This is a genomic window from Microbulbifer mixtoriginis (SeqCode) (assembly GCF_052466865.1).
This window is the reverse complement of the sequence record NZ_CP174293.1, coordinates 4,584,502-4,601,191: the sequence shown is the minus strand read 5'-3', so window position 1 is coordinate 4,601,191 and position 16,690 is coordinate 4,584,502. Positions and strand designations below refer to the sequence as shown.

General features: G+C 46.8%; 6 protein-coding genes. All 6 read left to right on the top strand.

Going from position 1 to position 16,690, the window contains the following annotated elements; all coding sequences use genetic code 11:
• Positions 1-126 precede the first annotated feature (126 nt).
• The gene (locus tag ACJJJA_RS20570) at positions 127-501 is read left to right on the top strand and encodes a hypothetical protein (protein ID WP_444903246.1); all 375 of its coding nucleotides are present in this window, start codon (positions 127-129) and stop codon (positions 499-501) included.
• A 64-nt stretch (positions 502-565) separates the two neighbouring features.
• On the top strand, positions 566-988 hold the full coding sequence (locus ACJJJA_RS20565; RefSeq protein WP_444903245.1) for a GFA family protein: 423 nt from the start codon (positions 566-568) through the stop codon (positions 986-988).
• 317 nt (positions 989-1,305) lie between these two features.
• Positions 1,306-1,503 carry a hypothetical protein gene (locus tag ACJJJA_RS20560; protein ID WP_444903244.1) on the top strand — a complete coding sequence of 66 codons (198 nt, stop codon included), beginning with the start codon at positions 1,306-1,308 and terminating at the stop codon, positions 1,501-1,503.
• A gap of 787 nt (positions 1,504-2,290) precedes the next feature.
• The gene (locus ACJJJA_RS20555; RefSeq protein ID WP_444903243.1) at positions 2,291-6,928 is read left to right on the top strand and encodes a fibronectin type III domain-containing protein; all 4,638 of its coding nucleotides are present in this window, start codon (positions 2,291-2,293) and stop codon (positions 6,926-6,928) included.
• A 151-nt stretch (positions 6,929-7,079) separates the two neighbouring features.
• Complete coding sequence (locus ACJJJA_RS20550; protein ID WP_444903242.1) at positions 7,080-11,744, top strand: fibronectin type III domain-containing protein; 4,665 nt, start codon at positions 7,080-7,082, stop codon at positions 11,742-11,744.
• 625 nt (positions 11,745-12,369) lie between these two features.
• Positions 12,370-16,644 carry a fibronectin type III domain-containing protein gene (locus ACJJJA_RS20545; protein WP_444925249.1) on the top strand — a complete coding sequence of 1,425 codons (4,275 nt, stop codon included), beginning with the start codon at positions 12,370-12,372 and terminating at the stop codon, positions 16,642-16,644.
• Positions 16,645-16,690 lie beyond the last annotated feature (46 nt).

Genomic DNA, 16,690 nt, shown 5'->3' with positions numbered 1-16,690 from the left:
TGAAGTGCTTCTCATTTTTGTGACATAGTTGGGATGAGTATACCTCTCTTTGGGTAGTGCTATTTACTACTGATATTGCGACTATCTGTCAACTTATTTACTGCTATAAGTATTCAGGGATTGAATATGAGAATAATTATATTTTTCCTACTGCTGTTCTCAAGTTCTTCATTTGCTATTGAGCAGCAGCAGCAGCAGCAGCCTCTAAAAACCATGTCTACATGCCTGGTTATGAATAAATGGAGCTCCTGGGGGATGTGGGAATTCCAGGTTTATGCTATGGCCAGAGAAAAAATTTTAATTGGTAATAAAGAAAACCACTTTCTTATTACGGCAGACGAACCAGGTTTTCGTCATATCGTTGCGGGGGAAGTAGTGGCAAATTACCCAGAGGCAATCACCCTGAAAGCGCTTGGTAGCCAGTGTATGGAAAACTGCCCAGAGAATCACACTAAAAGAATTAACTGGTTCAAGCGCCGTTGTAAGTTTTATGAGTCTTAGATTGCCCTGTGGCAACAGTTAGTAAGTGTACGCTTCTATAGCTTTACAGAAGAGAGAGGAAAATATGAGTGATACTAATCCAGCACAGGGAAGCTGCCTGTGTGGTTCTGTGACCATCAAGGCCGAGCTGCCTTCTTCTGACCTTGGAGTCTGTCACTGTAGCATGTGTAAAAAGTGGAGCGGTGGTCCACTGTTGGCGGTGGACTGCCAGACCAGTGTGGAAATCTCTGGTGAGGAGCATGTATCTGTATTTGACTCTTCGGACTGGGCTGAACGCGGTTTCTGTTCCAATTGTGGCTCCCATCTCTTCTACCGACTAAAGGAAACCCAGCAGTATTCGGTTCCTGCGGGTATCTTCGAACTTCCCCCTGAAGTGACAATGACCCATCAGATATTTATTGATGAAAAGCCCACATACTATAGCTTTGCCAATGAGACCAGAAACATAACCGGCCTAGAGCTGGTCACTGAATTTTCCGGAGAGTAAGTGATCACACACTCCTGATTACTTTTGGGGGGACCATTTGTCCCCCTTTAAGGTTACTATTGTTCGTTAACAGCGCTATCGGTTTGAAAGCGGCTGTGCCCATGGCAAATCGTGGGTAATTTGGGCTATCTGGAAGCAGCATTATCAAGCTGTGAAAAGGGCCTGAAAATTTGCAATGATCAAGTAGTAATAGGGAGTGGCAGAGTGCCATGACAGAAACACAGATAGTAGAAATTTTCCTGGCCAATCAGTGGTGGTCCATAATCGCCTTAGTAGTATGTGTCATAGGTGTGACCCTGTGTTGGTTTGGGGGCCTAATGGCTGCATTGACTGCCTTGGGTAATAAGCACTGGGTTTGGGGAATTGTCACTATATTTCTTGGCCCGATTACCGGAATTCCCTATGCGTTGCGGTATAAAGAAGCGGAGTATGCTCGCTCTTTGATGCTTCGAGGAGTATGGGTGTTGTTGGTTGGTTTGGTTATTGCTATTTTGGTTTTATTTTTAGGCCGCTAGATTTATTGCGCGTTACTTTTAAGTAGCGCGTATCTCTCCAGAAGTATTTCCCTACTACATTTTCCTGCTACATTTCTTTGCTACTGCAGGCTGTTTTAATTGCAGGATTTATGAGATTACATTTTTTAATCTTTAAGGTTGAGTGTGATTAACTTTAGTGTTGATGCCTGCTCTGTGTTTAAAGGTTCTATATATAATTTTTTGATGTTGCTTTGTTTTTAGGGTGTTGAAAATATAAGTTATTTTTGTTCGGGTTAATTATTTCTGTATTGTGGTTTTTTTTAATTGCAGGAACCTCTTAAGTTTTGATGTCGGTTTGAGTGGGGTGTTTAATTGTTCTTATTGAATTTGTTTAAGGTTTTCTGAAATTTTAATTTTGTTCGTTTTTTTTGTGTAAAAGCTTTTGCTAGGCTTGTTTGTTTTTTAGGTTAATGGAGAAAAATCTATTTCTCAGTTTTTAAATAGGATATTTGTACCATTTTGAGGTTATTAATATCCTTTTTCTGTGTATGGAAATAAAAATAAATAAAATAATTGGCGTGTTTTTCTTGAAAGAGATCCATGCTCGTCGATAGAATTCGGCGTGTATTTTATTGTTGGAAATTCCGCAATAAACTGTCTTTAAAGGAATGATGGGTGCTTAAGGGAGGAAAGTCACATGTGTTGTTGTTTTTAGTAGCTGCTTTTGGGTTCTTTAAAGGTGAAGAGCTTTCTATTTGCTGTTGTTTTTGAGGTTGAGGTTTTTATTTTTCGATCTGTTTAGATCTCTGTCGTTTGGTTTTTTAACATGTTGACTTTTGTTCGTAACTTTTTTGTGCTGCAGGTTTTAAGTGTCAGTGCTATTGCTTATGGGTCTGCCTTGAGCGGGCCGGACATAGATATTGATGGTAAGTATTTTCTACAGCCTCAGAGTACCTTTAAATTTGGTACGATGGCTCTTTATTTGAGAGAATACAAAAATGGGAACTACACCCGAAATATCTCTTTGATGTCTCCAGGTGATGGTGATCCCTCAGGAGCTTATATAACTGTATCTTCGGCGGGTAAATATTATTATGAGTACTGGCATGAGTATTGCCAAGTAGGTGATATTGGATTTCCACCAGAAGAGGTTACATCGTGTCCGGCAAATCAGTTTAAAAAAGTTAAGTTAGGTACTCATACCGTTAACGTTATATTTCAACCAGCAGCGCCCTCCAGTATCAATTACGGCACTTTCGATAGTGATGGGGCTTACAAGGTTAGCTGGTCTTCCAGTACTGGTGCAGGCCGGTATGAGCTCTACCGTAGGGTAAATAGTGGCTCCTGGAGCAGGGTTTATAACGGTTCTGGAACTAGCTTTAATGAAAGTGGCCGCTCTAGTGGTAACTACCAATATCGTGTACGAGCCTGTAACACCGCAAAGAATTTATGTGGTGCTTATAAGAACGGCGGAACCATAAAGGTAGAGCTGACTCCATCAACCCCAACCTCTATCACTGTTCCCAGTTATACCTCCTCTAGCAGCGTTAATATCAGCTGGGCTGCCAGCAGCGGGGCTACTCGCTACGAGGTACAACAGCGCAAGGATAACGGCAGTTGGTCCGGCAATATTTATTCTGGTTCATCTACCAGTACAACGGTTTCTTCCCTGAGCCATGGTAGTACTTACCGCTTTAGAGTACGGGCCTGTAATACCACTTGTTCTGGCTATCGAGAAAGTAAAGATTTAGAAGTCTATTTCCGTCCTGGCGTACCAACACCTAAATTAAATACCACCACCAGCCTCGATGGTAAATATACTGTCAGCTGGAATACCAAGCAGTTTGCCACCAGTTATCAGTTGGTCGATGGCAGTGGCTCCACTCTGTACAATGGTTCTGGTTTAAGTAAGAGTTTCTCTGGTGTTAGCAATGGCTCTTATAGCTATAAGGTGCGCGCTTGTAATGTTAAAGGCACCTGCTCCAACTACTCTTCACCGGTCAGCGTTATAGTGGATCGTGTTGTTGGTATACCGGTGCTGTCTGCAGCACCCACTAGTAGCTGGGATGGCAAAGTAAAACTAAGCTGGACAGAAATTGATAAAGGCGGTCTTACCGTTGAATATCAAGTGGTAGACAGTGCAAATAAGCAGCTTTATCGCGGCACTGCACGCAGCTACCAGCTGAGTAACTTGCAAGACGGGCGCCACTGCTACCGGGTACGTGCACTGACCTCAACAGATCAGTCCAACTATTCACCGGAAGCCTGCGCCACCGTAGCGTTGCTGAAGCCGCCCGTAGCACCTAGTTATATCACCGTACCTTCCTCTACTGGCGAAGCGTATACCGTAAGCTGGCCATCAGTTGCCGAAACTGATAGTTATCTGCTGCAGCAACGTATGAATAATGGCAGCTGGAAAACCGTGTATAACGGTGCTGGCAATAGCTATAAATACAATGCCTCTCCATTAGTATTCGGTACGCACGATTATCGTGTACAGGCCGTGAACAAAGCGGGCTCTTCCGACTTTAGTAATACCTTCACGGTAACGATGGAGCTGGATCCCACGGTACAGATTCGCAAGCAGCTGTACTACAACGAAGCCGATCAGGTACCTGCGGCCCAGGAAAATCCTGCCCAGGGTATTTTCTCCCGGGATAGAGCGGCCTTCCGCTACCTGGACCTGATGTATATCGTTGATACCAACACCAATACGGTGATTAATCCTTATGCCAGTGGTGAAGCCACGGTTGAGTTTTCCAGCCTGTATGACACTGCCGAGCGTAACCGTGCCACAGATGTGGAAGCGTTTATTTTTGAGCAGCTCACTCATCATCCCAACAATGAAAACCTGCAACGTTTCACGCTGGATGTTTACTACGATCGCGCGGTAGCGGAAATGATCCTGGCTAATGAAGCCCTGGATAATGCCCGTATTAGCCGCCTGCGTAACGAAGCGGTAGAGGTCGAAGTTGGTCATATAGAAACTGCACACCAGTTGTTGAAGGATGCCCTGGAGCAGTACAACTCCCTGCTGACCTATGCACCGGAGTTTTTAGCACAATGGGGTCCCTCCCGTGGTCAAATTAGCCCCCGCTACTACGACCCCAACGACCTGGCGCAAAAAGATGTAACCCCAGCAGAATTACTGTTCACCGGTTACAAAGATGTCACCATGCTCTATCAGCTGATGAGCAAATTGGCTTCTACTAAAGTGCAGCAAGCGCGTCTGGCCGTCGTTGCCGGACAGACCAATACCACCCTGCTGGCACAAATGGTTGACGAGATGAATACGCTGCGCAGTGAGTTGATTGCTAAAGAGCAATCATTGCGTGCGATCTTCCCGAATACCGACTTTACCCAGGTGCAAGGTTTCTCGGGTCTGCCCGAAGCAGTGTATGCATGGCAAACCCATCTCAGCGATTTGGAAAACTCCGTGAGCTGGCTCACGGGCGAAACCAATATTCTGGGCCTGCCACAGGACTCAGTGTTGCTGGTACAGGGTTACGGTATCGATGGCAACACCGTGTTTGATTCCTTCAATGCACTGAGTGACTTCCTCGGTAATGACAGCAGTGGCCCTATTGCCACCGCACAGAATAGTCTCGCCGCCGCAAAAACCAGCTACGAGAACTACCGCCACAGTGCCGACAAGCTGGCCACGGAATATACCGACCGCCACCAGCAGTTGGGCAACTGGCTGTACAGCCTGTTGGGCCTGGAGTTCCCAAGTAACTGCTTCAGCAAAGACTGCATTATTGTTGAAGAGTCTGCACAGCAAGGTAGTGAAATTGCGTTGCAGGCAAACAATATCGATATCGCGCAAATCGCATTGAGCAACAACCTGCAGCGTATGGAAGACCTGCTGAGTGCGATTGAAATCGAAATCGAGCGACGTGCGGAGGAAGAGGGTATCGTCGACGGCATGTCGAAGATCATCCTGGATTACGGCTCCAAGCAGGAATCCATTTCTAAGCAAATCACCAAGATTCGTAAAGAAGCGGAGAAATCCAGAAAACGCGATGGTTTCCTGAAAGTAGTGGGTGGTGCAATTAAAGCCTACTACACCGGAGATACAAGCACGCTAGAGCAAGGTATCGATCAGGTGGTTTCTAGTCATATCAATCTCAAAAGCATTAAAGATATTGGCAAGCTAGAAGCAATGAGCATTCGCTTGGGTGCAGAAGAGCGAGCGAAGCTGAATGACAGCAGCAATAAATTGTTGGATGTAGAAAGCCGAGCGCGCGTGCGTACCATGTGGCTGGAGGCAAATACCATCGCGCTGGATATTGCCCAAGCGGAAGCTACGGTTGAGCAGGAAGTAGAACGTTTAGTCGGCATGCTGAATCAGGCACAGCGGGTTATGAACCAGATGTTCACTACTAATGCCAATCTGGCTGAGCGTTATTTTGCTGACCCGATCCATACCAGCCGCCTGACTACGGAAATGTTGCGTGCAGAGCGTCACTTTGAGGAAGCGCAGAGGTGGTTGTTCTACGCGGCCAGTGCCCTGGAATACAAGTGGCAAGAATCATTTGTGGGTTCAGTCACTGGCTCCAGAAAGGAAGATATTTTCCAAGTGCGCAATGCCCAGGAATTGAGGGATTTCTATAGTGAAATGTTGTCCTTCGATCAGTTGCGCAATCTCAGTGGCACTCAGCAGGCGACGGATACCTTCTCGCTGAAAGATGATGTGTTTGGCTATGTAGATGATATCAACGGTATTGCACAGACCTACCAACATCCAGACCCTGCCCAACAAGGGGGGCCTCGTTTAAGTCCGCAGCAAGCACTGCAGGAAAAGCTGCGCATGTTATCGCGTAAATACGGCAGTGATACCTGGGTAACCGTGGAATTTAGTACTGTGAAAGAATTACCGCGCAGTAACTTCTTCCTGGGGCCAGTTATTGCAGACAATAACGATCTGAGTTGTTTAGCTGCAGGTGGATCTTACCTGGATAAAATTGAGACTATTGGGCTCAATATTCCCCTTGCATTTAGCGTTAGTGGTGAAACCGAAACTCCAGCCTACCTAACTTATGGCGGTACCAGCTTTTTACGTAGTAAAACACCAGGAACTCTGGTGGAGAGTGAGGATGGCGTAGGTATTCAGGATGAGTTTATTACCCATAGCACTCGATTCTGGGATACTGTTGATGAAGCCAACTTGGCTTTCCGTAATAGTTATCGGGTTCCTATGGCCGCTAATTTAGATGTACTTAATAGTGGTGCAGGTTCTAGTTCTACGGTGACTAATGTATTTAAAGAACGTAGTGTCGCCGCCACTGGCTGGCGCTTGTCGCTCAAGCTGGCAGATCGCTATGGCTCACTGGTAGACCTCAATGCGGTTAAAGATGTTGAATTGATCTTTAATCACCGCTTCAAATCAAGAAATATAGATAACTGTGGTGGCGATGATGGCCCTGGTCCATTGTTGCTACTACGTAAGCCTGTAGTTCATTAATCTTATAAATAGATGCATCTCACATTATGTGAGGTGCATCGTTAATCTTCTTAACCTTCTTGTGCTTAAGTTTTTGTGCTTATTTCGCTGTGCTTGTTAGGTTATTTTATGAATAGAGTATTTAATATTTAGCATGATAAAGATATTCAAATTGACAGGCCCACTATTTGCCGTTGGGTTTGTATCTTTTAGTTTCTTGCCACAACATGCCCAGGCTGGGTGTAGGATTGATGGTGAGCATTCTATAGGCGGGCCCAGGGGGGATGTTGTTTACGATTGTTTTGTTCAATTGCCATCTAGCTTCACACTCAGCTATTCAAATCGTAAGGCGACATTAGCCTGGAAAGAGTATACGCTCACCAGCGGAGAAACCAGACATGAAGATTACTCTCTTATTCAAACATTTAATGGCAAAGAGACAGTTTTAGATCACTATCCGCCTTTAACTGGTTCTCGTGTTGTTAATTTAACAGCCAATGGTACTTACTCTTTTTGTTATAAAGCGGAAGGGGAGGCGGGCTTGGTTGGGCCTGGGTTTATTGGGCGTCCAATGACCAGAGAAACCTGCCGTGAGGTAGCTGTTACCTCTACGCCTTCTACTATAAATTATCCGACTTTTGATAGCGATGGCTCATATTCCATTAGCTGGTCATCAAGTTCTGCAGCCAGTCGTTATGAACTTGAGCGCAGTATAAATGGGGGGTCTTGGAGTAGAATTTATAATTCATCTGGCACCAAGTTTAATGAAACTGGTAAATCCAATGGAAGCTACCGATATCGCGTAAGAGCCTGTACATCCAATATGTGCAGTGATTATAAAACCGGTGGGACCCTCAAAGTAGAGAAAACTCCATCAACCCCACCTTCTATCATTGTTCCCAGTTATACCTCTTCTAGTAGTGCCAACATCAGCTGGTCTGCCAGCAGCACAGCCACACGATATGAATTGCAACAGAGCAGGGATAACGGCAGTTGGACAGATGTTTATTCAGGCTCTGCAACCAGTAAAACGGTTTCCTTCTTGGTTCATGGCAGTACCTATCGATACAGAGTACGCGCCTGTAATACCACGTGCTCCGGCTATGTGGAAAGTGGCGACCTGCAAGTTTATATTCGTCCTGGCGAACCGTCGCCAAAATTAAATACGAGCACCAGTCTCGATGGTAAATATGAGCTTAGTTGGGACGCTGAGCAGTTTGCCACCAGCTACCAGGTTGTAGACGGTAATGGCTCCTCTGTTTACAATGGTTCTGGTTTAAGTAAGAGTTTCTCTGGTGTTAGCAATGGCTCTTATAGCTATAAGGTTCGTGCTTGTAATGCCAAGGGCACCTGCTCCAACTACTCCTCGTTAGTAACAGTTAAAGTCGATCGTGTTGTTGGTATACCGGTACTGTCAGCAGCACCCACTAGCAGCTGGGATGGCAAAGTAAAATTAAGCTGGACAGAAATTGATAAAGGCGGTCTCACCGTTGAATATCAAGTGGTGGATAGTGCCAATAAGCAGCTTTACCGCGGCACTGCACGCAGCTACCAGCTGAGCAATTTGCAGGATGGTCGCCACTGCTACCGGGTACGTGCACTGACCTCAACCGATCAGTCCAACTATTCACCGGAAGCCTGTGCCACCGTAGATTTACTACAAGCGCCAGCAGCGCCGAGCTATATCACTGTGCCTTCCTCTACCGGTGAAGCTTATACTGTGAGCTGGCCATCAGTTGCCGAAACTGATAGTTATCTGCTGCAGCAACGTATTAATAATGGCAGCTGGAAAACCGTGTATAACGGTGCTGGCAATAGCTATAAATACAATGCCTCTCCATTAGTATTCGGTACGCACGATTATCGTGTACAGGCCGTGAACAAAGCGGGCTCTTCCGACTTTAGTAATACCTTCACGGTAACGATGGAGCTGGATCCCACGGTACAGATTCGCAAGCAGCTGTACTACAACGAAGCCGATCAGGTACCTGCGGCCCAGGAAAATCCTGCCCAGGGTATTTTCTCCCGGGATAGAGCGGCCTTCCGCTACCTGGACCTGATGTATATCGTTGATACCAACACCAATACGGTGATTAACCCTTATGCGAGTGGTGAAGCCACGGTTGAATTTTCCAGCCTATATGACACTGCCGAACGTAACCGCGCTACAGAGGTAGAAGCGTTTATTTTTGAGCAGCTCACTCATCATCCCAACAATGAAAACCTGCAGCGTTTCACGCTGGATGTTTACTACGATCGCGCGGTAGCGGAGATGATCCTGGCTAATGAAGCCCTGGATAATGCCCGTATTAGCCGCCTGCGTAACGAAGCGGTAGAGGTCGAAGTTGGCCATATAGAAACTGCACACCAGTTGTTGAAGGATGCCCTGGAGCAGTACAACTCCCTGCTGACCTATGCACCGGAGTTTTTAGCACAATGGGGTCCCTCCCGTGGTCAAATTAGCCCCCGCTACTACGACCCCAACGACCTGGCACAAAAAGATGTAACCCCAGCAGAATTACTGTTCACCGGTTACAAAGATGTCACCATGCTCTATCAGCTGATGAGCAAATTGGCTTCTACTAAAGTGCAGCAAGCGCGTCTGGCCGTCGTTGCCGGACAGACCAATACCACCCTGCTGGCACAAATGGTTGACGAGATGAATACGCTGCGCAGCGAGTTGATTGCTAAAGAGCAATCATTGCGTACGATCTTCCCGAATACCGACTTTACCCAGGTGCAGGGTTTCTCTGGTCTGCCTGAAGCGGTGTATGCATGGCAAAGCCACCTCAGCGATTTGGAAAACTCCGTGAGCTGGCTCACGGGCGAAACCAATATTCTGGGTCTGCCCCAGGATGCTGTGTTGCTGGTACAAGGCTACGGTATTGATGGCAACACCGTGTTTGACTCCTTCGATGCACTGAGAGACTTCCTTGGTAATGACAGCAGTGGCCCTATTGCCACAGCGCAAAACAGTTTGGTAGCTGCGAAAACCAGCTATGAGAACTATCGTCACAGCGCTGACAAGCTGGCTACGGAATATACCGATCGCCACCAGCAACTGGGCAATTGGTTGTACAGCTTGCTGGGCCTGGAATTCCCAAGCAATTGTTTTAACCAAGACTGCATCATTATTGAAGAGTCCGCGCAGCAAGGTAGTGAAATTGCGCTACAGGCGAATAACATCGAGCTCGCGGAAATTGCGCTGAGTAACAACCTGCAGCGTATGGAAAACCTGCTGAGTGCGATTGAAATCGAAATTGAGCGACGTGCGGAGGAAGAGGGTATCGTCGATGGCATGTCGAAGATCATCCTGGATTATGGCTCCAAGCAAGAATCCATTTCGAAGCAAATCGCCAAGGTTCGTAAAGAGGAGGCAAAATCCAGGCAGCGTCATGGTTATCTAAAAGCAGTGGCTGGTACGGTGCTTGCTATCTATACGGGCAATACAGCTTTGCTTCAGGAGGGGGTGAACTATGTTACAGAAGCTCACCGCAATATTAGAAGTATTAAAGATATTGGTAAGTTGGAGGCTATGAGTATTCGTCTGGCGGCGGAAGAGCGTGCCAAGCTGAATGACAGCACCAATAAACTTCTGGATGTGGAAAGCCGCGCGCGGGTACGCACCATGTGGCTGGAGGTAAATACTATTGCCCTGGATATTGCTCAAGCGGAAGCGACAGTTGAGCAAGAAATGGAGCGATTGGTTGGCATGTTAAGCCAAGCTCAGCGGGTTATGAACCAGATGTTCACCACCAACGCCAACTTGGCCGATCGCTATTTTGCCGACCCGATTCACGCCAGTCGCCTGACCACAGAGATGCTGCGTGCGGAACGTCACTTTGAAGAAGCGCAGAAATGGTTGTTCTATACCGCCAGTGCGCTGGAATACAAGTGGCAGGAATCTTTCATCGGCCCGGTTAGTGGTTCTAGAAAAGAAGCTATTTTCCAGTTGCGCAATACTGAGGAGCTGAGAGATTTCTTCAGTGAATTGGCATCTTTTGATCAGTTACATAACTTAGGGAGCATAGAGCAGGCAACCGATACTTTCTCTTTGAAGGATGATGTGTTCGGCTACGTGGATCATATTAATGGTATTCCACAAACCTATACGCACCCAGATCCTGATCAGCAAGGTGGACAGGAGTTGAGTCCGCAGGATGCTTTTCAGGAGAAATTACGTTTACTTTCACGCTCTTTCGGTACTGATGTCTGGTTAACCGTAGAGTTTAGTTCTGTGAAAGAGTTACCGCGTAGTAACTTCTTCCTGGGCCCGGTTATTGCAGATAACGGTGATCTGTCTTGTCTGGCCACAGGTGGTAATTACCTGGATAAAATTGAGACTATCGGGCTCAATATCCCATTGCTATACAACGTCAGCGGTGAAACTGAAACACCTGCATTCCTAACTTATGGTGGTACCAGCTTCCTGCGCAGTAAAACGCCGGGTACTCTGGTGGAGACGGCAGATGATGTAGGCATCAAAGACGAATTGATTACTCATACTACTCGCTTTTGGGATGCTGTAGAGGGAACTGGCTTGGGGTTCCGCAATAGCTATCGTGTATCTATGGCTGCAAATCTGGATATGTTTAATAGTGGTATGGGGTCCAGCTCTACAGTTACCAGTGCATTTAAAGAGCGCAGTGTTGCCACTACGGGCTGGCGCTTGTCAATTAAATTGGCAGATCGTTTTGGTTTGCTGGTAGATCTTGATGCGGTTAAAGATGTTGAGTTGATCTTCAATCATCGTTTCAAGTCAAGAAACATTGATACCTGCGGCGGTGGTAATGGCGGTGGCCCACTGTTGTTACTGCAGGAACCAGTAGTGCATTAGTTTTATCAGTTCATTAGTGAGATCCCTACTCTAAAGTGGGGAGCTCATTTTTTTACCGTAATTTATTTTTAAGATTCAATAATTTGAAATATACAAACTTATAAAAATTAAATTATTACTCTAGTGGCGTCTGAAATTAGGGGTGATAAATTTAGTAGTATATCTAAAGAAATTATCCCAAATGATTTTAATGTTCATAGAGTTTTTTAATATCAAAAGCGCTTGTGGATTTAATAAGATGAAAAACTTAATGTCTTTAGCTAAAACTGCTACCGCAGCAGCGGTTTTACTTGGTTTTTCAGGAGGGGCCTCGGCAGCTTGTCAGATTGAGCCGCCGGAACCAGGTGCCATTCCTGTAGAATATTGCACAGTTGATTTACCTGATTATTTTAATGTTAGTTATTCAAACCAAAAAGTAACCTTGAGCTGGAAACCGTACTCTGCTGGATCTACGGAAATAAAGAGGGAATCAAATAGCATTAAGCAAATTAGAAATGGAATCACCACATACTTGAGTCTTAATGCTTCAGTGGCAGGTTCTCATGTTGTTAGCTTGACAACAGGTGTTAATTATGAATTCTGTTACGAGGCGTTTGGTCCTACCGGTGTCTTTACAACACAAAAAATGGGGAAATCGGAAAGAAAGAAGATATGTGGCTCAGCAGCAGTTACTACTACGCCTGGATCTATAAATTATCCGGCTTTTGATAGTGATGGCTCATATTCTATTAGCTGGTCCTCCAGTGCTGCTGCCAGTCGCTACGAACTTTACCGCAGTATAAACGGGGGTGCCTGGAGCCGAGTTTATAATTCTTCGGGGACCAGCTTTAGTGAAAGCGGTAAATCTAACGGTAATTACCAGTATCGTGTACGGGCCTGTACTATTAGTATGTGCAGTGGTTATAAAACGGGTGGAACCCTGAAGGTAGAGAAGACACCGTCAACACCATCTTCTATCAGCGTTCCCAGCTATACTTCTTCCAGCAGTGCAAACCTCAGCTGGTCTGCCAGTAGTACAGCTACGCGCTATGAGTTGCAGCAGCGTAGAGATAATGGTAGCTGGTCTGGTATTTATTCAGGCTCCTCTACCAGTAAAACGGTCTCCTCTCTGGTACATGGCAGTACCTATCAATACAGAGTGCGTGCCTGTAATTCTACTTGCTCTGGTTATCGGGAAAGCGGAGATCAGGAGGTCTATTTCCGTCCAGGTGTACCGTCACCAAAATTAAATCCGGGCACCAGCCTCGATGGTAAATATGAGCTTAATTGGGACGCTGAGCAGTTTGCCACCAGCTACCAGGTTGTAGATGGCAATGGCTCCTCTGTTTACGATGGTTCTGACCTGAGCAAGAGTTTTACTGACATTAGCAATGGTACCTACAGCTATAAGGTGCGCGCTTGTAATGTTAAAGGCACCTGCTCCAACTACTCTTCACCGGTCAGCGTTATAGTGGATCGTGTTGTTGGTATACCGGTACTGTCAGCAGCACCCACTAGCAGCTGGGATGGCAAAGTAAAACTAAGCTGGACAGAAATTGATAAAGGCGGTCTCACCGTTGAATATCAAGTGGTAGACAGTGCAAATAAGCAGCTTTATCGCGGCACTGCACGCAGCTACCAGCTGAGTAACTTGCAAGACGGGCGCCACTGCTACCGGGTACGTGCACTGACCTCAACCGATCAGTCCAACTATTCACCGGAAGCCTGTGCCACCGTAGATTTACTACAAGCGCCAGCAGCGCCGAGCTATATCACTGTGCCTTCCTCTACCGGTGAAGCTTATACTGTGAGCTGGCCATCAGTTGCCGAAACTGATAGTTATCTGCTGCAGCAACGTATTAATAATGGCAGCTGGAAAACCGTGTATAACGGTGCTGGCAATAGCTATAAATACAATGCCTCTCCATTAGTATTCGGTACGCACGATTATCGTGTACAGGCCGTGAACAAAGCGGGCTCTTCCGACTTTAGTAATACCTTCACGGTAACGATGGAGCTGGATCCCACGGTACAGATTCGCAAGCAGCTGTACTACAACGAAGCCGATCAGGTACCTGCGGCCCAGGAAAATCCTGCCCAGGGTATTTTCTCCCGGGATAGAGCGGCCTTCCGCTACCTGGACCTGATGTATATCGTTGATACCAACACCAATACGGTGATTAACCCTTATGCGAGTGGTGAAGCCACGGTTGAATTTTCCAGCCTATATGACACTGCCGAACGTAACCGCGCTACAGAGGTAGAAGCGTTTATTTTTGAGCAGCTCACTCATCATCCCAACAATGAAAACCTGCAGCGTTTCACGCTGGATGTTTACTACGATCGCGCGGTAGCGGAAATGATCCTGGCTAATGAAGCCCTGGATAATGCCCGTATTAGCCGCCTGCGTAACGAAGCGGTAGAGGTCGAAGTTGGCCATATAGAAACTGCACACCAGTTGTTGAAGGATGCCCTGGAGCAGTACAACTCCCTGCTGACCTATGCACCGGAGTTTTTAGCACAATGGGGTCCCTCCCGTGGTCAAATTAGCCCCCGCTACTACGACCCCAACGACCTGGCACAAAAAGATGTAACCCCAGCAGAATTACTGTTCACCGGTTACAAAGATGTCACCATGCTCTATCAGCTGATGAGCAAATTGGCTTCTACTAAAGTGCAGCAAGCGCGTCTGGCCGTCGTTGCCGGACAGACCAATACCACCCTGCTGGCACAAATGGTTGACGAGATGAATACGCTGCGCAGCGAGTTGATTGCTAAAGAGCAATCATTGCGTACGATCTTCCCGAATACCGACTTTACCCAGGTGCAGGGTTTCTCTGGTCTGCCTGAAGCGGTGTATGCATGGCAAAGCCACCTCAGCGATTTGGAAAACTCCGTGAGCTGGCTCACGGGCGAAACCAATATTCTGGGCCTGCCACAGGACTCAGTGTTGCTGGTACAGGGTTACGGTATCGATGGCAACACAGTGTTTGATTCCTTCAATGCACTGAGTGACTTCCTAGGTAATGACAGCAGTGGCCCTATTGCCGCCGCACAGAATAGTCTCGCCGCCGCAAAAACCAGCTACGAGAACTATCGCCACAGTGCCGACAAGCTGGCCACGGAATATACCGACCGCCACCAGCAGTTGGGCAACTGGCTGTACAGCCTGTTGGGCCTGGAGTTCCCGAGCAACTGCTTTAGCGAAGACTGCATTATTGTGGAAGATTCTGCGCAGCAAGGTAGTGAAATTGCGTTGCAGGCAAATAATATTGAACTTGCACAAATTGCACTGAGCAACAACCTGCAGCGCATGGACGATTTGCTGAGTGCAATCGAAATCGAAATCGAGCGACGCGCGGAGGAAGAGGGAATCGTCGATGGCATGTCGAAGATCATCCTGGATTATGGCTCCAAGCAGGAATCCATTTCGAAGCAGATCGCCAAGATTCGTAAAGAGGAAGCTAAGTCCAGGCAGCGGCATGGTTATTTAAAAACAGTGGCCGGTACGGTACTAGCCATCTATACCGGCAATACCTCTTTGCTTCAGGAAGGAGTGAACTTTGTCGCGGAAGCTCATCGCAATATTAGAAGTATCAAAGATATTGGTAAGCTGGAAGCAATGAGCATTCGTTTGGGCGCAGAAGAGCGAGCCAAACTGAATGACAGCAGCAATAAACTGCTGGATGTGGAAAGCCGAGCGCGTGTACGCACCATGTGGCTGGAAGCCAATACCATCGCTCTGGATATCGCTCAGGCGGAAGCGACTGTAGAGCAAGAAATGGAGCGATTGGTTGGCATGCTGAATCAGGCACAGCGGGTTCTCAACCAGATGTTCACCACCAACAGTAATCTAGCTGAGCGCTATTTTGCCGATCCGATTCACGTCAGCCGTCTGACTACAGAAATGTTGCGTGCGGAGCGTCATTTTGAGGAAGCGCAGAAGTGGTTGTTCTACGCGGCCAGTGCGCTGGAGTATAAATGGCAGGAATCTTTTATTGGCTCGATCACGGGTTCAAGGAAGGAAGATATTTTCCGCTTGCGCAATGCTGAGGAGCTGAGAGATTTCTACAGTGAAATGCTGGCTTTTGATCAGTTAGGCAGCCTTAACGGGACTCAGCAGGCGACGGATACCTTCTCGTTGAAGGACGATGTGTTTGGTTATGTAGATGATATCAACGGTATTGCACAGACCTACCAACATCCAGACCCCGCCCAACAAGGGGGGCCTCGTTTAAGTCCGCAGCAAGCCTTCCAAGAGAAACTGCGTCTGTTGTCGCGTACTTATGGAAGTGATACCTGGGTAACGGTGGAATTTAGTACGGTGAAAGAATTACCGCGCAGTAATTTCTTCTTGGGTCCAGTTATTGCGGGTAATGGAGATCTTGCCTGCTTGGCAACCGGCGGAAATTACCTGGATAAAATCGAAACTGTAGGACTTAATATTCCTCTGCTACACAACGTCAGTGGTGAAACAGAAACTCCGGCCTACCTAACCTATGGTGGTACCAGCTTCTTGCGCAATAAAACTCCGGGAACCCTGGTAGAAAATGCGGACGGTGTTGGTATTCAAGACGAATTTATCACCCATACACCTCGATTCTGGGATACTACTGATAGAACTAATCTGGCCTTCCGTAGTAGCTACCGTGTATCCATGACTGCGAACTTGGATGCGTTTAATAGTGGCACAGGTTCCAGCTCTTCAATGACTAGCGTCTTTAAAGAGCGTAGTGTCGCTGCTACTGGCTGGCGCTTGTCAATTAAATTGGCAGACCGCTTTGGTTCGCTGGTGGATCTCAACGCGGTTAAAGATGTTGAGCTGATCTTTAATCATCGCTTCAAATCGAGAAACATTGATACCTGTGGTGATGATGATATTGGTCCACTGTTACTACTGAGCGAGCCGGTAGTCCACTAACTCTCTTTTTTAATGCCTAATAATTAGAGTATTAATTCGACAACCC

Coding starts and splice junctions, on each gene's coding strand:
- ACJJJA_RS20570 (WP_444903246.1), top strand. CDS start 127: ATGAGAATAATTATATTTTTCCTACTGCTGTTCTCAAGTTCTTCATTT.
- ACJJJA_RS20565 (WP_444903245.1), top strand. CDS start 566: ATGAGTGATACTAATCCAGCACAGGGAAGCTGCCTGTGTGGTTCTGTG.
- ACJJJA_RS20560 (WP_444903244.1), top strand. CDS start 1,306: ATGGCTGCATTGACTGCCTTGGGTAATAAGCACTGGGTTTGGGGAATT.
- ACJJJA_RS20555 (WP_444903243.1), top strand. CDS start 2,291: ATGTTGACTTTTGTTCGTAACTTTTTTGTGCTGCAGGTTTTAAGTGTC.
- ACJJJA_RS20545 (WP_444925249.1), top strand. CDS start 12,370: ATGGGGAAATCGGAAAGAAAGAAGATATGTGGCTCAGCAGCAGTTACT.